This is a genomic window from Flavobacterium salilacus subsp. salilacus (genome assembly GCF_004634195.1).
Lineage (GTDB): Bacteria > Bacteroidota > Bacteroidia > Flavobacteriales > Flavobacteriaceae > Flavobacterium > Flavobacterium salilacus.
In genome coordinates, this window is record NZ_SKBP01000011.1 from 92,959 (window position 1) to 113,261 (window position 20,303).

Here is a 20,303-nt window from a genome sequence, read left to right on the forward strand (position 1 = left end):
TGACATATTTATTAAAACTATTTTTTCTTTCGGTATATTTTACCTTAATTATTTCATATTGGTTCCCAGGCTTTTGCTGAAAAGAAAGTTGCTGCTGTATTTTATTGTTGTAACTGTTATACTCGTAGTTTTTACTTTCATATTTTCAAACTATTTCGATCATTTTAGCCCCCCTAAAGAGATGAAAGAAATAATAGAGAAGAGACTACCTCGAATGAAAAAACCGGAGAGAGGACTTTTCTTTATGCGGTTTTTTCCTAATGTGGTAATGATTATATTACACCTTGCCTTTAGTGCAATGTTTAAAATATATGTAGAATGGAATGATAGTTTTAAAAAACAAAAAGAAGCCGAGACGGAGAAAAAAATATCCGAACTCAACTTTTTGAAAGCACAGCTAAATCCACATTTTTTTTTCAATTCGCTCAATACTATCTTTTCTCTGGCGATTAAAAAATCAGATAAAACATCGGTTGCCGTCCTCAACCTATCTGACCTAATGCGTTATATGCTTTATGAAACCAATAAAGAAGTAGTATTACTTAGCGAAGAGCTTTTGTATATAGAAAATTATATCGAACTGCAAAAGCTTCGCCTCACAGAGAACAACAAAATAAAATATGAGGTAACAGGAAACCCAAATGGCGTAACAATACCCCCGCTGCTTTTTATTTCGTTTATAGAAAATGCCTTTAAGCATGGTATAAGTACAGCAACAAATAGCGAAATTTACATTAAATTTAATATCTCTAAAAAAGAAATAAACTTTTTTATCGTTAACGATATAAATAAACAGCCAAAAAGCGACGAAGCTTCGGGTCTTGGTATGGAAAATACCCTGAAAAGGATAGCTCTTTATTTCCCGGAAAGTCATACCTTAAAAACGTATGTGGAGGATAACAAATTTTATGTTGATTTAAACCTAAAACTTAATGAAGATTAAAACAGTTATAATAGATGACGAACCGCTGGCAATAGATGTTATAAAAAACTATTGCGATACCATTTCGGACATCGAAGTTCTTAACTGTTTTACCAATCCTGTAGAGGCAATGGGTTTTATTAATAAAAATCCTGTTGACCTTATTTTTATTGATATCGAAATGCCGTTGCTCTCAGGCATTGAGTTTATAGATGCTCTAAAATTAAAATGCCAGTTTATTTTTACCACTGCCTATCCTCAATTTGCGATAGATGGTTTTGAACTTGAAGCAGCCGATTATCTTATAAAACCCATATCGTATATTCGTTTTTTAAAAGCTTTTAATAAAGTAAACAAAACAAGACAAAATCAATCGTTTACCGTAAACACCTCTACATTTACAAGCAATAACGAGGATAATTTTTTGTTTATCAAGTCAGAACACGAAAGTATAAAAGTATTCATCTCCGAAATTAAATATATAGAGGGGCTTAAAGACTATCTTAAAGTCAACTTGAGTAATGGTAAATACATCCTTACCTTATCCAACTTCAGGAACATGATGGATAAACTACCTGAAAAAACATTCATCAGAGTACATAACTCTTATGTGGTTAACCTCAAGTACATAACCTCCGTACAGCGTAACCGCATAGTGATTGATGAGTATAGAATACCAATCAGCGAGTCATACAAAAAGAGTTTTTTTGAACGTATCAATATATAATTACTCCCGATACTGTCTTGCAATATGACTTGTAAGTCACCAATTATAAAAACTTGTTGATTTATTTTACTATCTGTAATAGCAATTGCTATCAACTTTACTTTACGATACAAAATTTGCATTATTTTGAAATTTTCAGCGTTATAAGGGTTCGTGTGCCAAATGATTGTCAAAAGCTTTGAAAATAGGCGAAAATATTGGTCAAAATATGAACTACTCGTTATGTATTAAAAATCCACTTTTTACATATTTTGACAAGTTAATATACAATACAATTATAATTGTAATTAAAGGTAATGCTATTGTCAAAACTGTATTAATTATATGATTTCCTGTTAAATGTATGAGAGTAAAATTATATACTGAATGTGAAATCATTACGATAATCCAAATAATCAAACTAATTTGTCCAATCGCAATATTTATTTTTGATGGCGAAAACGCACCGCCTTTTGTTGTAAAAATACTATCGTTTCTTTGGTCTTTTTGAAATATCATTTCTCCCATAATATTTTCATAAGGAAGATTTATTCTTTTAAAATGTTGATATTCAAACTTTGAAATTGCAGACTCATAAACTTCATACCAAGCTTTTGACGCTTTTGCCATTAATATCCATATTACCGAAAAAATTATGCTTATTGAAGACAGTAACAAACAAGCAATATTATACTTATTTAGAATATTCACATTATAATTTACTTTGACTAAATCTAACATTAAATATCCGTAGGCAGTAAAGCAAAGGATTAGAAAAACAGATAAAAAAATAGACCTTTGCCAAAGATTAGAAATTTCCAAATCTCGACATTTATACAATTTGTTAAGTGTATTTATCAAATCCTCTTTTTGATACTTATTTTTGTTTTTTTTACTTGCCATAATATTATTATATGTTGTTTTGATAATATCATTTGATATTATCAAAATTGAATAATAAATTATTCTAAATTTTTCAATTCTATCAATCTTGAATCATCATTGTTTGAAGGTGGAAAAATTCTTAAACTCATATCTAAATAAAAATATTTCTTTCCTCGTTGATTAAAAGAATAGCGGTTAATATTAGAAATATCCATATCTTGAATAAATTTTAAATATTTATCTCTAAATATTATTTTAGACATTTCATAGTTAAGCTTTTCTATATTTCTTTCTTCTTTTAGAATATCCACCAAAATTTTTAATAATGATTCATATCCAACAGTTGTATGTAAAATATTAGTTGGCTTATTATTTTCTTCAAAATCCCATAATCCTTGAAAAATATTTTTTACTTCATAAAAATAGAAAAACATTATATCTGAAATTAAACTATCTCTATCATTAGCATAATATTTTCTAAAAGGTAGAAATCTCGTTGAACTTGGATTACGATTTTGTAATTCTTTTCTTTTTTTGTACCTATCGTTTTCTGATTCTCTTAAATTTTCCGAAATTAAATTTACAATAGATTTTACCATTGTTGCTTGAGATAAAGGAGGTGTATCATTTTTACTATATGAGGCACCATATAGTTTTATTCTTTTATAGAATGGAGAATTTTTATGTCCGTTTAGTCTTAAAACTATTTCTAAAGCAGTTTTTTGAGGAGTGTCATCGGTATCTAAACCAAACAAACTATAAACCAAACTTTGTGATACTCTTTTTTGAGTTCTGTTTATTGTAGAGAATATCATAGCTTGATATTCTAAAGTTTTGTCAATGAAAAATGTAACAACTAATTGAATGTTTAATAAGTCATTTAATCTATCTTGATAAAAAATTAATTTTTCTTCAAGAGATTCACTTTTATTAGTTCTTAAGTTTTTAATAAGAAAATCTATTTCATTTTTCAATCTCTCAATTGCAATTTCAATTCCTTTAACTCTATGTTGTCCGTCTATTATAGAAATAAATATATTACCATTCTCTCTTTTTAGTTCAGAAAACACCTTTGGATTAAGTGTAATACTAACTCTTTTTCTTTCATCAACAAAATATTCATCAATTACTTCAATAGGAATATGAAGCACTATATTTGTTGGAAAAGTAGCATCAGGGTCATTAATTAAAAAATCCGCAATTTTTTGAACTCTCGGATTTTCAATATTTCTTTGAATTTGCTCATTATAAATTGGTTCATCATCTTCATCATAACTAACAATGAGGCGTTTTGTATATTTTGTGAATTTTAAAATTTCTTGAATAGAATATACACCTATTAGAAAATCTTGTTTATTTTGCCTAACAGCAATTGCTTCTATTTTACCAGTTGTTTCCATGAGTTTCATTACTTTCTTGTCTAATAACTTCATTAAAAGTAGGTTTATCATTATTATTTACCCACCATAAACGTAGTCCTATAAGTGAACCAATTAAAGATAAAACTAAAGCGATTTTGTGATATGATTCTTTATTTAGTAAAATTGTAGAAACTACTAATGCAATGGAGAGTAATATTAAACCAATGACATCAAGGAAATTTTTAATTAATTCTTCACGATTAGAATCTTGAAAATTCTTTATTTTACTTAAAACACTATCCAAACACCCTGAAAAATAAATTGAAACATAATATGTTGTAAATAAAATAGGTAATTCTTTTGGTCCTATTTTATCACCTAATATAAATGGTAGCCAAATTCCAATAGTTCCTATACAAATTATCGCTATCCAAAAATATTTTGTTCTAATCGATTTAAAATTAAACATATTTAGATTTTTTTACTTCGTATTAAAAATTTCTCCAAACTCAAACTCACGAATATTTGATATTGCTTGTCTTGGATTGATGGATTCCATTGAACGATTTATTTTACTTCTTTGTTTTTCTCCAGCACCTAAAAATTTACTGATAGATTTCCAATTATTACCGTCTTTAATTTGCATTAAAAATGCTGATTGACACATTTCTGAAAAATCAAAAGTTGGTTGGTTAAATTCTTCAATTCCTTGTGAAACTAACATTACTGCAACACCTTGTGAACGAACTTCACGCAATAGTTTTTCCAATATTTCTTGTGATTTCTTTTCCTTGAATACATTATGTGCCTCATCAATAAGTAATACATATCGAAGACCGCTATAATTGTCTTCAATAGGCACTTTATCCATATTCATAAATATATTGTACAAGTAGTAAATAACTAAAAATGTGGCTGTAAAACGCACTTCTTTACTTAAATCTCCCGAAAGACTTAAATAGTAATTTTCATTAATAAAATCGCCTAATTTATTATTATCAAACAATTCTATTTCAGTTAAACCAATCAATATTTGCGTTAATGATGTAGGTTTATCTCCGGCAATCTCATATACATTTTCTAATATATCTGACAATGTTGGGTAACTACCGTCTTTTTTATCTTCAAATGCTTTTCTTGTTGCATCTTTTAAGTGTTGTTTTTGAACATTTCCTAAATTAGCATACTTAACTATAATATCAACAAATCGACCTATTCCAACAATTTTATCTCGTTCATTTACATTGTTAATAAATGATAGAGGATTAACTGGGAATGAATCCGTTGGTGTATCAATTAATTTTGCATTGGTATTATTAAAAAATTCTTTGAAATCTTTATTAGATTTATCACTTTCAGTCATTCCTTTAAAATCTAAATAAAGATAATTGACCTGACCTTTTGATTCTGTAATAATTCTTTCTAAAAACTTTCTTGCAAAATAAGATTTTCCCGCTCCTGATTGTCCTGCAATGGCAATATGACAGTTTCCATACATTGATGTATTGTTTGGAGTGAAATAAATATCTTTCCCTTTATATTCTCCAATTAATACTTTAATAGGTGCTAAATAACTTTCTTTTTCTTTAAGAGAATTATTTTTGTTTTTAACAAAATCAAAATTGGTTTCATTTTCATTTATTGCATCAATTCCAATTTCGATATGGTCTAATAAAAACTCAATACCTGATACATTTTTGTTTTCTTCAAAATAAAGGTTTATCATTTCTAAACCGCTATCAATATGCCATTTCAGATACTTTCTAACATCGGTATCGTCTTTATGTATTTGATATTTTTGACAAATTAAAGAAATGTAATACTCTTTATAGTTTCCAAATAAGGTATTGTCTTTATACTCTTTTTGCTTTTCAGAAGTTGAATTACTTTCAGAAGTGTAAGTTGCACCTTTTGCTAATGAATACGCTAATGAAATTCGGGCGATATGATTTTCTTCGCCTAATTGCATTCTATTCGTTAATTTCTTAACAAGTTCTGATGAAGTTTTAATATTAAATTGCATCTTGATAATCTCGTTCAAATATTTTAAATAATTCCTCTTTGTTCTCTACTTTTTCAAATGCAGATTGTTCATTATCAATATTTTTTATCAAATAGGTTTTGCTGATATTTGGTAATAAAATATTGAATTCATCTTCTGACATTTCTTTTTTAAGCAATGGAAAAATGATAACTTGCTCTGATACTTTCGGATAAAAATGTTTCACAATACTATTTGAATGGTCTACATCAAATTTTTGCATTGGCGAGTCAATGAAAACAGGAAAACTAATATTAGACTCATCAACCAAACCTTTTAATAAAGCAGTAGCATACATCTGTTGTTCTCCTTTGGAAAGTGAATCTTTATTGATGATATTACCTCTTGAATCAATCAAGTTAATATCAATATCTTCTCCGATGATTTCTACATTTACATCTTTAATAAAAGACTTTTTATGCAACAAAGTATCTAAACCGTTTTTAATTCGCTCTGAAAGTGATTTTGATTTTTCGTTTTTGAAATCTATAATAAATCGCTTTAAAGTCTTTATTGTATTTTCAACTTCTTTACCGATTTCAATATTTTCTTTTCCTAAATCAAGTCTTTCGGTAATTCTATTAATTTCTTTTCTATGCTGAATAAGTGTATTCTCATTTTCTTCTATTTTTTGTTTTAATACGCCAATTCTTTGTTGAATTCCTTCATATTGTTGTTCAAGTTCACTTTTCTTTTTCCTATCGGCAACAACTAAAGCATCTTCAGATTTTTCTTCAGCAAGTTTTATTTTTTTATTAATATCATTTAGTTCATTTTTTGAGCGTATGAAATCCGTATTTATTCTACTGAATTTCTCTTTGAATGATAACCTAATATTATTTATAAATTGCTCTAATTCAGCTTTTTCAGATTCTGAATAGTTGTGTATAAGTTCAACATCTTCATTATTTTGCGTTTCTTCTTCTCCAAGGTGCTTTTTAACTAATTCTTTAAAACTCTTAATATAATATTCTTGAACTTCATGAGTAATTAAAATATCTTTTGGTCTTGGTAAATTGATTAAATCGTTGATTATGTTTGTAGAAATATCATCAACTTTATTTTTATCAAAATTTCTGTTGATAAAATTTCTTTCATCAATAATTTGTTCAAAAACTTGGGTAAGTAGTTTTCCTGCAATAGCAAAAGGTATTATTTCAAAATATGATTTTAATTCTATTTGAATTTGATTAACGTGTTTATCTAAATCTTCTTTTCTATTACGAAGTTCGTTTAATTCATCAACTGTAATTACACTACCGTTTTTAATTAATTTTTCTTGAAGTTTAGCAATATCGAACTTTAAAGCAGAAGCATCTTCATTAAAATTGTCAATTTGGCTTTGAAAATCAACATTTTCTTCTTCTTTATCCAAAGACTCTCTTTTAATTCGCTCTAAATTTGATTTATCTTTTGTACTTGCTGTTTTTTCCTTTAAATCATTCAGATATTTTTCTAAATCTTCCTTTAAATCTTGATAATGTTTAATACCTAAAACTTCTATATATGCTTGACTTAAATCTTTTCTTTGTTCCGCAGTATGAATTTCCGCAAGTGAAACTATTTTTTCCGCATCAAAAAAGAAAAATTTCGCAATTTCTTTCGGCATGATAAAATCACGGATAAATATTTCTTTTCCAACTTCTTCGGCTAACTCGCTTTCCATACCATCAATTAAAATTTCTAATTCTTCTTCTTTGTTTCCCTCTGTGTGGTATGTTCTTGTAATTTTTAATTCATTACAAGTAATATCGGGTATTGTCGTAACATTAGCAAATACAACCGAAACAGAAAATGTGGTATTACCTTCAAACTCTGCTTGACGATTTAAACTATTCTTGATGTATTTTTTATAGTTACCATTGCTCTCGATTTCTCTTTTATAGATTTCATCGACATCACTCATTTGTCGTCCATACATACACCAAACCAATGACATCAAAAATGTTGTCTTTCCATAACCATTTTTACCACTAACAATGACAATGTTTTCATCATTATTAACAGATAAATCAATTTTGTTATAACCTTTATAAATTCTAAAGTTATTTAATTCAATTTCTTTAATTGTCATTATGCTGAAATATGTTGTTTATATCGTTTTTCAATATCTTCAATCAATCCTCTTCGTTTCATCATAATAGTTTTAGACTTTTCTAATTTTAGCAAGTCTTGTATTAAAGTGAATTGTTTTTTATCCTTTTCACAAGCAGACAACAGAAGTTCTTCTTCTTTTTTTACGAGTTCATTGTGCTGTTTCATATCAAGATGTTTATTAAATACTTTATTGTAAATATCTGAAACCGTGTATTGAAAAAATAAATCACGATACCAAATAACTTGAATTGCTATTAATTCTTGTTTGTTTATTAACTCAACTTCATAACCCAACTCATTAATTTGTTTTTGTGCTTCAAAAACTTTTTCAAGAATTTCAGCTCTATGTTTCAATTCCACAACACCACCGTGAGGGATTGTTGCTTCAAGTCCGTTTCTTCGGAAATGCGAACGATTTTCGGGTTTATTTCTTTCTTCTTGAATCCAATTTCGCAAATCTCTTAAAGGAATTAACCATTGTTGTCCGTTCTCAATTTGTGCAGAAATTGATTTGTCTTGTTTTACAACGGTGCAAGTCCAACAACCAAAACGACTTTGTCCACAAGATTTATGCTCTTTATCTGATACCATTGTGGGGCATTCGTAATCATCTGCACTTGCATCTGAATAAATATCAAACAATTCTTTATTATTTGCACCCCAAGGCGATTGAAAAGTATTGATGATATACCAAATCTCTTCTAATTGCAACTCTTTTATTGGGGAATAAACAAAAACATTATTTTGTAATGGGTGTTTTGTTAAACGTTTTCCCTTAATATCGTGCTTTTTAATTGATTTTGCTCTTGAAGAACTTTCACTTTTTCGAGTTCCAACTAAAATAATTGCTTCGTGGTGGTCGTTATCTTCACTTTTAACAATTTCGGTTACAAATTTAGCAGTTGGTTTTATTTTTAACCTTTCTGTACACCATCTGAAACTATTATTAGGTGCTGGATAACCTTTTCCTATTAGGTTAACAAAAAAAGAATCTTCTAATCTTGGTATTGTTTTTTGAACAAAAACGGGAAGTGAATGTTTTAAAGCACCCTCTTTGATTTTCTCTAAAATTTTATTTACATAATTCGTAATAATTGGATTTTCAACCAACGTATCATTACATACTACATATACTTCACGTTTTAAAAACGATTTTCCTCTTTCGGTTTTAATTTTTAGCAGAGCCAACCAAGTAAGAGTAAGTAAAACGGTAGAATCTTTTCCACCACTAAAACCAATAATCCAAGGTCTATTGCTATCGTCAATAGAGTATTGGTCAGCGATTTCTTCTATTATATAATTTATTCTTTTGCTCATTTTTGATTTGCATTTCAAGATAATTTGAAATGATTTTTGTGAATAATATTTAGGACTTTTTTTACTAAACCCTAAACCGCCAAATATAGTGATTTTTAACTTTTAGCAAGTGTGTTAAAAAAAATATTTTAAAATTATTTTTATGCTAAAAAGGTACAGAATTTCTTCTATACCTCAAATTTTAAAATAACACGACTTAACCTTAGTCAGGAATAAAGTGTTTTAATTTTAATTTTTCGATTTCTTGTCCACTTACTCCTAAATCAATTAGAATAAAGTTGCTATCTGTCAATTTTTGTAATTTTCCTTTCAAAATTGAATGTCCACTTGTAAGACTTGATATTTCTAAAGATAAATTATTTTCTGAAAAATCATAAATTCCTTCACTTGCAGGTGTCCATTCCCCAGTATTCATGAAATGTACAACCGTTTTTTCATCTTTAAAAAATAACACATTATAGTATTCATTTTCGTTAAAAAAATTAACAAATTGGCTATCTAAAGAAGTGCATACATAAAAGTATTTACCGATTAAATCGGTGGTCTCATTTTCATTTTTGACTGATATTGTATTTTGTTGAGTTGTTATTAAAGTATCATTTTTAATAATATTGTTTTCATTTTGCTTTTCATTTTGTTTGCATGAGATTAGATTCACTAAAATGAAGAAATATAGTAAATTGAATTGTTTCATTTTTCTTTATTTTAATTGATTATCTGAAAGTTAGAGGAAATGATTTTTTCATTTTTATATTTGTTCCTTGTGATTGTGCAGGTGTCCAATTCGGCATATTTTTAAAAACCCTTTCAATTTCTGTTTGTAATTCATTGGGAACATTTGGCTTAATACCTATGTTATCAATGCTACCGTCTTCCATTATTACAAAGCTCACATTAACCTTTCCCGAAAAATTTTGTGCAGATTCGGGAATATTGAGGTTTTGAAAAATATATTCTTGTAGCTTTTTATCTCCACCTTTAAAAACCGCTTCTTTTTCAATTGCAATATATTTTATTGATTCTTGCTTTTTACTGTCGGATTCGGCTTGTTTCGGCGTTTCTGGAATGTAATAGTAGTGGTTGATAATGTATGAAGTTAAAATATCTGCATTTTTTGCACTTAACTCAATTTTACTTCGGTAATAACTATTTGTTGCAGGTTTTATTGAAAAATAAACAAGATTGTAATCGTTGTTTCCAATTTTAGCAAAGAATGACAAGAATGATTTTCTTGCTTCATCATTTTTTAATACTTCATCTAATTTTTTGAAAACTTCATTTTTTGTTACATTAATCGCACCTGTATCATAACCCAAAGCATTCAAAATTATTACTGAATAATGTTGATTGTCTTTGTAAAGGTTATCAATTTCAAATTGTGTTTTACAAAATTTCACAAATTCGGTTAATGCTTCTTTTTCTTCTTTTTTAATTGAAGGAGCATAATTTTTTACTGGTGCTTTCCATTCTAAAATTTGAATAGAATCGTTGCTTTGGGTTGTATCGTTTTGAGCATTGATTGTAATTGAAAACGATAGAAGAATTAGAAATTTTAAGGTTTTTGTTGTCATAATTTGCTTTTTATGAAGCAAATCTAAACAAAAAATCAAAAACACTCGTACCTGTGCGAGTGAATTATTGTGCTTAATAAGGGAATTTAACTCAAAATTTTTAAACAATGGAAAATATTGAGTTAGAGCCAATTGAACAATATGTTATTGATACTGTTAGAAAAATAAGAATGGAAAAAGGTATTTCTCAAAAAGACCTTGCTTTTATGTTGAATTTATCCATCGGATTTATTGGCGATGTTGAAAGTCCAAAATCGAGAGCAAAGTACAATATTTCACATTTGAATAAATTGGCTGATGTTTTAGAATGTTCGCCAAAGGATTTTTTGCCTGAACAACCTCTATAAAAAAACTCTACTGTTTTGTTTAACAATAGAGTTTTTAAAAAGTTGTGTTGAAGTTCTTACACATCTTACACTAATCTAAATTTGATAAGTCAGGTTTTAAATAATATACTTCGTATAAAGTTCCATTATTTGCTCGTTTTCTTTTAAATCCGTTTTTGGTAAGGATTTTACCAAACTTTACTAATTCGCCTTGTGTTGGCGTTTTTTTTGTTGTGAGTTGATAAAGTTCGAAGGTCAATTTTGATTTCGGATATTTTAAACTCATTATTTCTTCTTCCATTTTCTTTTTCCGATTATTAAAATCTTCCGAGGGTACATAACAACTGGTTCTTAAAGAGTTTAAATGTTTTTCTTTAATGCTTTCAATTACATTTTCTTCTAATGGAGTGCATGAAAATAATTCTAAAATCTTTATTTCTTCGGGAGAAATTACTCTGAAATTTTCGTTGTTTTTCTCAACTCTTTTTTGGTTGTTTGCATCAAACCAATATTGAAACCCTGATTTAAAAAGACTGTAAACCTCTGCCAATACTAAATTCATATCAACCTTATGATTGCCGTAGTTTTCAAAACGACTTACTTCAAATGATAAAAATCTACGATTTCCTGTAAGGTCATACAAAAACTCTGTTCCGTTTACTGAACCTATAAACGATGCTCTCCGTATAAAATTATCTGTATATTGAGCATACGCTTTACGAAAACTGATTTTACTTTTTGTTACCAATTCTTTTAATTCGGCAACATTGGAGTACGTCATATTCGCCAATTCGTCTAAATTGATTAAGCATTTTTCTGAAAGAAAACCAAGCGTGTCTTTATTTCCCAATCTAATATTTCCTGCAAAATAATATGGCATTAATTCGTTCGGTATCAATTTTTCAACCCAAGTGCTTTTACCAATACCTTGATTTCCTGCTAATATTACACATTGTTGATTAATTGCATTATCTTCAACCATACAAGCCACCCAAGCCACCAACCATTTTGTAAATGCCCACTCAAAAAAATCATTATCGTGAGTGTCTATAGTCATTAATAATTTTTTGATATTTTCATTTCCAGTCATTTGAGGTAAGGATTTAAAATAATCTTTAATTGGATTGAAAATTGGAACATAATCGGATTCGATAATTGTTTTCAAATCAAGGAATTTAATTTTAAGACGCTGATGATTCATTTCGAGTAATAATGAATTCAAATCTCTGTCTGTCATATATTTAAAATCACTTCTGCTTATTGGTTTAAACTCTACTTTACTACTAATTTCATTAAATCTAAAGTTGTAATGATTGTTTAGATAATTTTTAAAAAGGTCAATTTGTTGCATGATGTATTTATTTTAAGATTCTAATAAATTTTGCCAAGTTTCTGAAACTTGATTAATAAGCGTTGGTTTAATTTTATGTTCTCCGTGTTTTTCAATAATTTCTTCAAACTTTTGCTTTTGGTAATTAAATTTTCGGTGTCGTGAATCAGCTTCAAATAATTCTTTTCTATAAAATTCACTTTGCCAATTCATGTAAATTTCTCTTTCGCTTGGCTTCAACTCCGAAATAGGAACTGTATTATCAAAAAACACTATTTCTTCAAGGTTCTCGACTAATTTGTCCTTTAAGTAGAGTAAATTTCTTTTGTCCAATAAATCTTCGAGGGTTCTGATTGTCGAGTTTTGTAGATAATTCATTTTTTTAACTCGAATTTCATAGCGTAATAATTCCCAATCAAGGTCTGCTTCTTTAGTTTTACTATACATTTTTATGATGTATTCTTGCAAAAGGCACTCTTTACCTACACTTGTTTTTGTATTACTTTTAGTCATATCCTCAAAAAATCTATTTTTAAAGTTGAGCATCATAGTAGTGAGTTTAAGAGCATCAAAATCAAAAGTCATGGGTAAATTCAATCCCATTTCAATCGATCTTATTTTCAGCTCGTTTGGGCGTAATTTTAGGTTATCAGCCAAATCATAGATTGCACAACCAAGGTCAGAATAAGTTAAATCCCAATAATTATTATGATAAAAATGTTTAGCTAACGAAACTTTATGCGACAGCCATTGATTGTAACCTATTCTGGTTTCTCCATGTGTATTTTTGTTGTAATGCCAAAAATATTCTAATGGTTTTTTTGATTGATGAGCAATACCCTCTATATAATCTACCTCATTACTACTTAAATATTCCTTATAGTCTTGAATAATTGCAAATAAACTGGTATAACATATCATCTACGGTTTTTGAATGTTCTATCAATCATTTTATCCGTTAGTTTTTGGTATTCTTCACTAGTCGAGGAAAATCCTTTCTCAATATATTCCACTAAATCGCTTCTCTTGAAAAGGATTTTTTTACCTCCTGATTTTGAATACCTTAAAATTGACCTATGAGTCAATTTGTACACAGAAGATACAGACAGATGTAAAAATTTTGCTGTTTCTTCTACATCTAAATATTCTTTAGTGTTTAAACTCATTTCTGAAAGCATTTCTTTCATACTTTCAAACTCTTTTTTTAATTCTTCTTGTAACATAATTTAAAATATTTATTTGTTAAAATTTGATTCAAAGCTCTGAAAATAAGCTACAAAAAAAGGAGCTACCCCTTTTACGAGGTAGCTCCAATCTTTGATTATTCCTATAAAATCTAAAGTTTAAACGAAAAATTATTTTAAATTTTTCAAATTTTGGTAGGGACTAAACTAATCTGGTATGTGCTTAATAGAATTATCAATAAATGTTTTTATATTTTTATTAATTCGTTCATTGTGATTTGTATAATTTTCTTTTGTAATAGGTGCTTTTATACCAGTATGTTTATTTCGCCAACTAAACATGTAACATAAATTTATTGTAAACCGCTTTGGTAATGAACATCTTTTTGATTCTTTAATTTTTTTAATAAAATATTTAAACTCACTTACACTTGCATTCCAATGAATTAGTTTGCTATTAGGTGTGAATTCTTCACTAAAAATATTGAAGAAGGTTTCATCATCAGCTTTTTCTATTAGTCCTTTATCAACTAAATAATTTCTAAAATTCAATAGATTTACCTTATTTCCAACATAATTTAATCCCTTTACTACTGAATTCTTGTTGTCTTTAGTATAGGTTTGTATTAATTTTGGAATGTTATCTTCCTTTAGTTTTATTAGTTCATTTTCTTTTCTCGACAAAGCGTTTATCATCAATTCATGGTTATATGCTTCTTCTTCTTCAAAAGTAAATGATGATGTTAGGTATTTGTTAGGTTGTATAGGAATTAAACTCAACTCATTTTGATGAAAAAATTCAATAATTCTGTCTTGACTGTTTTCATTTAGTAAAAATAAGAGTTGGTTTAAGGTTTTTATTCTTTCAACATCACTTCTTAAATTAGATAATACATCACTAAAAAAACTTGTTGCACTTCTATCGCTAAAAAGGAACTTGTATATTAAAGACTCCTCGAAGCATAAGCTATCGAGGAATCTGTTAATGTTATTTATGTCTTGACTCATTTTTGTTCATTTTATCCATTTAACTATATGTAAAAAAAGCCCAAAAAATTAAATTCCGAAATGAATAAGGTCGGCTGCATTTCGTTTGTCAATATCCATAACTTTAGCATAAATCATCGTTGTCTTCAAATCATTATGCCCTAAAAGTTCTTTTACCGCAGTTATATCTGCTCCTTTGTGTAAAAGTAGCGTTGCATAACTATGTCTTGCACAATGGAACGTTATGGTTTTCTGAATTCCAGCACTATAAACCCATTCTCGTAATTGCATATTCATCCAACTGTTATAGTTCAATTCTCTAAAAACTTTTTCGTTTGGCAATTTACTTGCAACACCCAAAAATTCTCTTGCTTCTTTAGAAATTGGATGATTTTGTAACCCTTTTGTTTTTTTACGATGAAAATCAATAAAGAAATTGCCCTCATCATCTTTTCTAAAATCTTTCCATTCTAATTTTTTGATGTCTGCATAAGCCATTCCAGTCATGCAAGAAAAAAGAAATGCTTTTTTAAGTATTGGATTTTTACATTCAGTTTCTTTTAATTTTTGGATTTCCTCATGAGTTAAAAACACTCTAATTGCGTGTTCAACTGTTGGTGCTGAAACCAAAGTAGCAAAATCAATAGGGATTAATCGTTCCCTAAAAGCATCGTGAATACCATGTTTTACCACATTAAAATAATTATTGGCTGATGAACTTTTCAAACCTTGTGTAACACTCAAAAAATGTTTAAAATCTTCCAACCAATGTTTGTCCATCTGTTTAAAACTTAATCCGTTTGGACAAAATTCTTTTAAATGTTTTAATGCAGACCTCCAAGTACTATAATTTTTATCGGTATTCTCACGCTTTTGAGTCAGGTAGCTGAAAAATTCAATAAAATTTTTGTTCTTGTGTTTTGAAACTTGAATTCCCAACTCTCCACTTTGAATTTTCAAAGTCAGTTTAGAAACATAATTTTCTTCTAATTTTTTTGTTTCCTTGTTGTGTTCACGTTCCGAACTGTTTTTTGGCTGTGAGTAATAAAACATTACTGTTCGTTCTCTTTTTCGATTGCCATCAATGGAATAATCCACATAAACTACTTTTCTACCGTCTTTTGTTTCACGGTAATACGTTCTTACTGTCATAATAAGATGTTTTTTTAATTAAAAATTTCCGATTACTGAGCTTATGTACGATTACCTTATTATCTTTTATATATCGGCTTAAAGTTTTCCTACTGATACCATAATGATTACAGTATTCAGTAGGTGTGATAAAATCTTTTGAAGAAAATTTTTGAGATTCGATAAGTTCACTCAACGTAACCTGAATTTGACTCATTAATTCACGTTGGTATTGTAGTTCCCTTTTTACAAATTCTTCAAAATTAACCTCAACATCTTTTTCATCACGCTTCCGCACTTTATACGCCCTTGAATTACATTGATGACTACAATATTTAGTAGTCCTTTTTTGTGCTTCAAATTCTTTCCTACAGAATAGGCATATTTTATTATACGTTTTGCCAGTTAAAAGCATAAGAATCGGACAAGTTACGATACAGATGGGACATAAGTGGACAAAGCTGTTTTATAAAAACCAATACTGTCACAAAAAATGGCACACCATTAAATTTGTGTCCAAAATTAAACAATTATTTTGACACAACAACTATAAATGTGAAAATTTCAGAAAATTAATTGTTTTTAACTAACTGATATACAGTGCTTTTTCTTTCTTTTTCTATCCGATGTTTTCAATAGTCATTTTCCGATACAGAAATTAGCAAAAATATTCCCCAATAACTCATCATTAGTAACCTGACCGGTAATCTCTCCAAAGTAATATAGCGCCTGTCGGATATCTATCGCCATAAGGTCGGCAGAAATACCTGATTGCATCCCAAACTGTACCTTTTGTACTTCTTCCAGAGCTTTTAGTAGTGAATCATAATGCCTTGAGTTAGTAACAATAGTTTCATTATTGCGTAAAGCACCTGTATTAACAAAAGATAACAACTTTGCTTTAAGTTCGTCTAATCCCGTGTTTTCTTTTGCTGACAGCAGATATACATTGTCAATTTCCCTTAAAATAATCTCTTTTTGAATATCATCAAGTTTATCTGCCTTATTGGCTAAAACAAGTAAAGGTTTCAACGGAAATTGCTCTTTTATTTTTGCAATCTCAATTTTTAAACGTGATAATTGCTCCGCATCATTTACCAGTTGATAGCTGTCCACAAGATACATAACAACTTGAGCCTGTGTTATTTTTTCAAAAGTCTTTTTAATACCAATACTCTCCACAACATCCTGCGTTTCACGAATACCGGCAGTATCGATAAACCTAAACCCAATCCCCCCTATTACAAGCTCATCTTCAATAGTATCCCGGGTAGTCCCGGCAATGTCCGATACTATGGCACGCTCCTCATTTAGCAAAGCATTTAGCAAAGTCGATTTACCCACATTAGGCTCACCCACAATGGCTACAGGAATTCCGTTTTTAATAACATTACCTACAGCAAAAGAGTCTATCAGCCTTTTTAAAACAAATATTATCCTATTCAATAATTCTTTAAACTGCGTACGATCGGCAAATTCAACATCTTCCTCAGCAAAATCGAGTTCAAGCTCTATTAACGAGGCAAAATTGAGTAATTCTTCACGCAGTTTCGCTATCTCACTCGAAAACCCACCGCGCATCTGTTGCATTGCCACTTGGTGCGAAGCCTCATTATCACTGGCTATCAAATCAGCTACTGCCTCTGCCTGTGAAAGATCGAGTTTTCCGTTTAAAAAAGCCCGTAAAGTAAACTCTCCGGGATTTGCCATTCTGCATCCATTGCGTAAAAGTAACTGAATTATTTGTTGCTGTATATACATAGAGCCATGGCACGAAATTTCTACAACGTTCTCCCCTGTATATGAATTAGATCCTTTAAAAACAGAGAGTAGTACCTGGTCGAATATTTTATCATTTTCAACGATATTTCCCAGATGAATTGTGTGCGATTTAACCAACCTAATATCTTTGTTAGTAGATGGACGGAATATCCTCGCTGCTATAGTAACAGCATCTGAACCTGAAAGACGCAATACCGCGATTGCCCCCGAACCCGAAGGTGTTGCAAGTGCTACTATGGTATCCTGTAAGATCATTGACATTTTTTTTTGCAAATATAAGGTATAGTAATTAATGATGCATTTGTTATATACTTTAGGCTTCAAAGCCCCAAATACATTTTTAAATTGTAAATTTAAGGTGTAAACATAACAGAATTAGATTACGGTTAGGTTAATTTACATGAAATTGTAAGAAAACTAAGTATTGTTAATAACCTTATTTCGTAATTTTAATCAAAAAATACGCTTTTATATGAAAAATATACTTTTTCCCACCGATTTTTCTGAGACTGCAAACGCTGCATTTACCTATGCACTCAAATTTGCAGATATTTTTGAAGCAGATATAATCGTACTGCATGTATATAGCCTTCCTATAGTTGAACCACCTGTATTGCCCGGAGCCGCTAAAGAAGTTTTTGATATTGTAGCGCACAATCAGGAAGAGAAATTTGAAGAAGAAATAAAGAAACTGGAAAAAATTGCAAAAAAAATAAAACCGGAAAGAATAAAGTTACGTAATATACTTATGGGTGGCGATCTTACATACAGCATCAATGAGGTTTGCAACGATGAAAATGTGGACTTGATAGTAATGGGAACAACAGGTGCAAGCGGAATAAAAGAAATTTTCTTAGGCTCCAATACCGCAACAGTAATAGCAAATGCCAAGACAACTGTTTTAGGTGTTCCTGTAGAAGCAGAGTTTCATCATCAAATAAAAAATATAGTGTTTACAACACAGTATAAAGAAGAAGATGGCGAAGCCCTTGAGCAATTAGTAGAAATAGCAAAAAGAATTGGAGCAAATATTTCATGCCTACATATTAAAAATGATGATGACCCGTCTGATATAGACGAAAAGATAAATGAATGGAAAATGCTTTATAAAAATGAAAATATTGATTTTTTTAATATATCGGGAGATCATATAGAGCAAACAATTCTCGATTTTATAGAAAACCAACAAATTGATATGGTAGCAATGCTAAAACATAAAAGAAGTTTCTTTGAAAGCCTTTTTCATCGCAGCCTTACAAAAAAGATGGCATACCACAGCAAAGTACCAATACTCGTTTTTAAATGTTAAAAAAAATAAAATATTATTAAAAATAACTTAACTAATTATTAATTTTATATAAACATCTATGAAAAATAAATAAATTATTAAAAACCGCTTCCTCCCCCACATCCCTCACGTACCGCAATTATTTACTAATAAACGCCTCAATTGGCTGTGCTATCACTTAATATTTTAATTATTAATATAAGTAGCGCATGAACTTTACAACACAAATGTCAACTAATAACAGATTATTATTGGTTGACAAGTTCGGGAAAACTAAAGAAACATTATTTAATGATGTTTCATACTTTGGCGACAAATATGTATTAGCCAAAGAAGATAGAAGTATTTTTTATACCGTTCTTGATTTAGAAGGCAATGCGATAAACGAAAGCCTTAATGTAATCCACCGTTTTGATGATGGATTATTGTTAACCTACAGTTCTTTTGCTAAAAACTATAAATCCTCAGACGGGTTTTCTTATGCCGTAAATTACAATGTATATTCAATATACAACCATAATACCCGTACATCATCGGTAGTAAGTGTTATCCAGTCTGACCCGCTTGACAAAATCGAAAATCAGGGCAGCCTTAAAGTAGAAAAGATTAAAAATTTTATGAATAAAACCATATATACATTCAATGATTTAATTTTTTCAGAAATTATTGATGAACAATACATGGTAGTTGCTTCTCATTTTGATCTTGCTGCAAAAAAATCAATGAAAAATTATTTAAATTCTTTATTCGAAACATTCCAAAATAAAAGAATATGGAATATATTAAATATTTTTGAAATACCTGTCTATAACGGAGAAACCAATATTAATGCTCTACTGTCAGGACGAATTTTCAAAGAAATAGAATATACACTATATACACTTATTGAATTTCCTGATACGAATGTTGCCAATATTACTTTCGAAAAAGAAAAATCTCAAAAAGCAGAGAAAATAAAACCTTATATTCCATTGGTAAAATCAATGCGTAACAGCATTTGGAAAAAGAAAAGCAAATGGCAAATGATGTTTACAGATCTAATAGATTTTAGTTTCAACTAAAAGTAAAAAATACTATTAAAACACAAACCTATTTCTGATTCTACACACTACTAAAAAATATCTTGAATAATAACAATATAAAATAAAAGTCTCCGCAATTGCGGAGACTTTTATTTTATATCTAATGATAGTTAAATTGTTAACCTCTTCCATACATTAATAAAAACAAGATAAGAAGCTGTTTCATAATGCAGTACTCTTTATCAAAAAATAAAAAAACAGTCTAATTAAAAGCTGTTACCATTTTTGTATATCGTATATAAAAAAAAGCCCCTGCAATGCAGGGGCTTTTCATTGAACCAAGTTAACTATGG

The 20,303-nt window shown here is 29.1% G+C and carries 19 protein-coding genes; 5 read left to right on the forward strand and 14 right to left on the reverse strand.

What is annotated here, in order from left to right; genetic code table 11:
* Positions 1-181: 181 nt before the first annotated feature.
* Both E0W68_RS12360 and E0W68_RS12365 read left to right on the forward strand, forming a co-directional pair.
* A complete protein-coding gene (locus tag E0W68_RS12360; RefSeq protein ID WP_162845838.1) occupies positions 182-943 on the forward strand; it encodes a sensor histidine kinase in 762 nt (253 codons plus the stop codon).
* Complete coding sequence (locus E0W68_RS12365; protein WP_235831834.1) at positions 933-1,649, forward strand: LytR/AlgR family response regulator transcription factor; 717 nt, start codon at positions 933-935, stop codon at positions 1,647-1,649. The genes E0W68_RS12360 and E0W68_RS12365 overlap by 11 nt, the downstream gene beginning before the upstream one ends.
* Positions 1,650-1,862: 213 nt before the next feature.
* On the opposite strand, the gene E0W68_RS12370 is transcribed toward E0W68_RS12365, so the two are convergent.
* The 8 genes from E0W68_RS12370 to E0W68_RS12405 form a co-directional block, all read right to left on the reverse strand.
* Positions 1,863-2,531: a RipA family octameric membrane protein gene (locus E0W68_RS12370; RefSeq protein WP_135219752.1), complete on the reverse strand. Its 669-nt coding sequence runs from the start codon at positions 2,529-2,531 to the stop codon at positions 1,863-1,865.
* 59 nt (positions 2,532-2,590) lie between these two features.
* A complete protein-coding gene (locus E0W68_RS12375) occupies positions 2,591-3,946 on the reverse strand; it encodes a DGQHR domain-containing protein (RefSeq protein WP_162845839.1) in 1,356 nt (451 codons plus the stop codon).
* Positions 3,897-4,343 carry a hypothetical protein gene (locus E0W68_RS12380; RefSeq protein WP_135219754.1) on the reverse strand — a complete coding sequence of 149 codons (447 nt, stop codon included), beginning with the start codon at positions 4,341-4,343 and terminating at the stop codon, positions 3,897-3,899. Before E0W68_RS12380 ends, E0W68_RS12375 begins: the two co-directional genes overlap by 50 nt.
* Positions 4,344-4,355: 12 nt before the next feature.
* On the reverse strand, positions 4,356-5,915 hold the full coding sequence (locus E0W68_RS12385) for a DndE family protein (protein ID WP_225990300.1): 1,560 nt from the start codon (positions 5,913-5,915) through the stop codon (positions 4,356-4,358).
* Positions 5,887-7,989: a DNA sulfur modification protein DndD gene (gene dndD, locus E0W68_RS12390; RefSeq protein ID WP_135219755.1), complete on the reverse strand. Its 2,103-nt coding sequence runs from the start codon at positions 7,987-7,989 to the stop codon at positions 5,887-5,889. The genes E0W68_RS12385 and dndD overlap by 29 nt, the downstream gene beginning before the upstream one ends.
* Positions 7,989-9,329, reverse strand: a complete 1,341-nt coding sequence (gene dndC, locus E0W68_RS12395) for a DNA phosphorothioation system sulfurtransferase DndC (RefSeq protein ID WP_135219756.1) — start codon at positions 9,327-9,329, stop codon at positions 7,989-7,991. Before dndC ends, dndD begins: the two co-directional genes overlap by 1 nt.
* Before the next feature lie 202 nt (positions 9,330-9,531).
* A complete protein-coding gene (locus tag E0W68_RS12400) occupies positions 9,532-10,023 on the reverse strand; it encodes a hypothetical protein (protein WP_135219757.1) in 492 nt (163 codons plus the stop codon).
* Positions 10,024-10,042: 19 nt separating this feature from the next.
* On the reverse strand, positions 10,043-10,900 hold the full coding sequence (locus E0W68_RS12405; RefSeq protein ID WP_135219758.1) for an energy transducer TonB: 858 nt from the start codon (positions 10,898-10,900) through the stop codon (positions 10,043-10,045).
* Between the two features lie 107 nt (positions 10,901-11,007).
* Here E0W68_RS12405 and E0W68_RS12410 point away from each other — a divergent pair, with 107 nt between their 5' ends.
* A complete protein-coding gene (locus tag E0W68_RS12410; RefSeq protein ID WP_135219759.1) occupies positions 11,008-11,247 on the forward strand; it encodes a helix-turn-helix domain-containing protein in 240 nt (79 codons plus the stop codon).
* A gap of 70 nt (positions 11,248-11,317) precedes the next feature.
* Here the strand turns inward: E0W68_RS12410 and E0W68_RS12415 are convergent, their stop codons facing one another.
* The 6 genes from E0W68_RS12415 to mnmE form a co-directional block, all read right to left on the reverse strand.
* Entirely contained in the window at positions 11,318-12,577 is a 1,260-nt protein-coding gene (locus tag E0W68_RS12415; protein WP_135219760.1) for a VapE domain-containing protein, read from the reverse strand.
* A gap of 12 nt (positions 12,578-12,589) precedes the next feature.
* Positions 12,590-13,477, reverse strand: coding sequence for a hypothetical protein (locus E0W68_RS12420; protein WP_135219761.1), 888 nt, complete (start codon positions 13,475-13,477; stop codon positions 12,590-12,592).
* The gene (locus E0W68_RS12425) at positions 13,474-13,779 is read right to left on the reverse strand and encodes a helix-turn-helix domain-containing protein (protein WP_135219762.1); all 306 of its coding nucleotides are present in this window, start codon (positions 13,777-13,779) and stop codon (positions 13,474-13,476) included. Before E0W68_RS12425 ends, E0W68_RS12420 begins: the two co-directional genes overlap by 4 nt.
* A gap of 168 nt (positions 13,780-13,947) precedes the next feature.
* Entirely contained in the window at positions 13,948-14,748 is an 801-nt protein-coding gene (locus E0W68_RS12430) for a hypothetical protein (protein ID WP_135219763.1), read from the reverse strand.
* Between the two features lie 48 nt (positions 14,749-14,796).
* Entirely contained in the window at positions 14,797-15,879 is a 1,083-nt protein-coding gene (locus E0W68_RS12435; protein WP_135219764.1) for a tyrosine-type recombinase/integrase, read from the reverse strand.
* A 618-nt stretch (positions 15,880-16,497) separates the two neighbouring features.
* Complete coding sequence (mnmE, locus tag E0W68_RS12440) at positions 16,498-17,895, reverse strand: tRNA uridine-5-carboxymethylaminomethyl(34) synthesis GTPase MnmE (RefSeq protein ID WP_135219771.1); 1,398 nt, start codon at positions 17,893-17,895, stop codon at positions 16,498-16,500.
* A gap of 217 nt (positions 17,896-18,112) precedes the next feature.
* On the opposite strand from mnmE, the gene E0W68_RS12445 reads away from it, so the two are divergent.
* Positions 18,113-18,949 (forward strand): universal stress protein, encoded by an 837-nt coding sequence (locus E0W68_RS12445; RefSeq protein WP_135219765.1) that lies wholly within the window; start codon positions 18,113-18,115, stop codon positions 18,947-18,949.
* 188 nt (positions 18,950-19,137) lie between these two features.
* Positions 19,138-19,989, forward strand: a complete 852-nt coding sequence (locus E0W68_RS12450) for a hypothetical protein (protein WP_135219766.1) — start codon at positions 19,138-19,140, stop codon at positions 19,987-19,989.
* Positions 19,990-20,303: the final 314 nt, after the last annotated feature.

Excerpts from the sequence above, each read along its gene's own strand:
- E0W68_RS12360 (WP_162845838.1), top strand. The coding sequence starts at position 182 with ATGAAAGAAATAATAGAGAAGAGACTACCTCGAATGAAAAAACCGGAG.
- E0W68_RS12365 (WP_235831834.1), top strand. The coding sequence starts at position 933 with ATGAAGATTAAAACAGTTATAATAGATGACGAACCGCTGGCAATAGAT.
- E0W68_RS12370 (WP_135219752.1), bottom strand. The coding sequence starts at position 2,531 with ATGGCAAGTAAAAAAAACAAAAATAAGTATCAAAAAGAGGATTTGATA.
- E0W68_RS12375 (WP_162845839.1), bottom strand. The coding sequence starts at position 3,946 with ATGAAGTTATTAGACAAGAAAGTAATGAAACTCATGGAAACAACTGGT.
- E0W68_RS12380 (WP_135219754.1), bottom strand. The coding sequence starts at position 4,343 with ATGTTTAATTTTAAATCGATTAGAACAAAATATTTTTGGATAGCGATA.
- dndD (WP_135219755.1), bottom strand. The coding sequence starts at position 7,989 with ATGACAATTAAAGAAATTGAATTAAATAACTTTAGAATTTATAAAGGT.
- dndC (WP_135219756.1), bottom strand. The coding sequence starts at position 9,329 with ATGAGCAAAAGAATAAATTATATAATAGAAGAAATCGCTGACCAATAC.
- E0W68_RS12400 (WP_135219757.1), bottom strand. The coding sequence starts at position 10,023 with ATGAAACAATTCAATTTACTATATTTCTTCATTTTAGTGAATCTAATC.
- E0W68_RS12405 (WP_135219758.1), bottom strand. The coding sequence starts at position 10,900 with ATGACAACAAAAACCTTAAAATTTCTAATTCTTCTATCGTTTTCAATT.
- E0W68_RS12410 (WP_135219759.1), top strand. The coding sequence starts at position 11,008 with ATGGAAAATATTGAGTTAGAGCCAATTGAACAATATGTTATTGATACT.
- E0W68_RS12415 (WP_135219760.1), bottom strand. The coding sequence starts at position 12,577 with ATGCAACAAATTGACCTTTTTAAAAATTATCTAAACAATCATTACAAC.
- E0W68_RS12420 (WP_135219761.1), bottom strand. The coding sequence starts at position 13,477 with ATGATATGTTATACCAGTTTATTTGCAATTATTCAAGACTATAAGGAA.
- E0W68_RS12425 (WP_135219762.1), bottom strand. The coding sequence starts at position 13,779 with ATGTTACAAGAAGAATTAAAAAAAGAGTTTGAAAGTATGAAAGAAATG.
- E0W68_RS12430 (WP_135219763.1), bottom strand. The coding sequence starts at position 14,748 with ATGAGTCAAGACATAAATAACATTAACAGATTCCTCGATAGCTTATGC.
- E0W68_RS12435 (WP_135219764.1), bottom strand. The coding sequence starts at position 15,879 with ATGACAGTAAGAACGTATTACCGTGAAACAAAAGACGGTAGAAAAGTA.
- mnmE (WP_135219771.1), bottom strand. The coding sequence starts at position 17,895 with ATGATCTTACAGGATACCATAGTAGCACTTGCAACACCTTCGGGTTCG.
- E0W68_RS12445 (WP_135219765.1), top strand. The coding sequence starts at position 18,113 with ATGAAAAATATACTTTTTCCCACCGATTTTTCTGAGACTGCAAACGCT.
- E0W68_RS12450 (WP_135219766.1), top strand. The coding sequence starts at position 19,138 with ATGAACTTTACAACACAAATGTCAACTAATAACAGATTATTATTGGTT.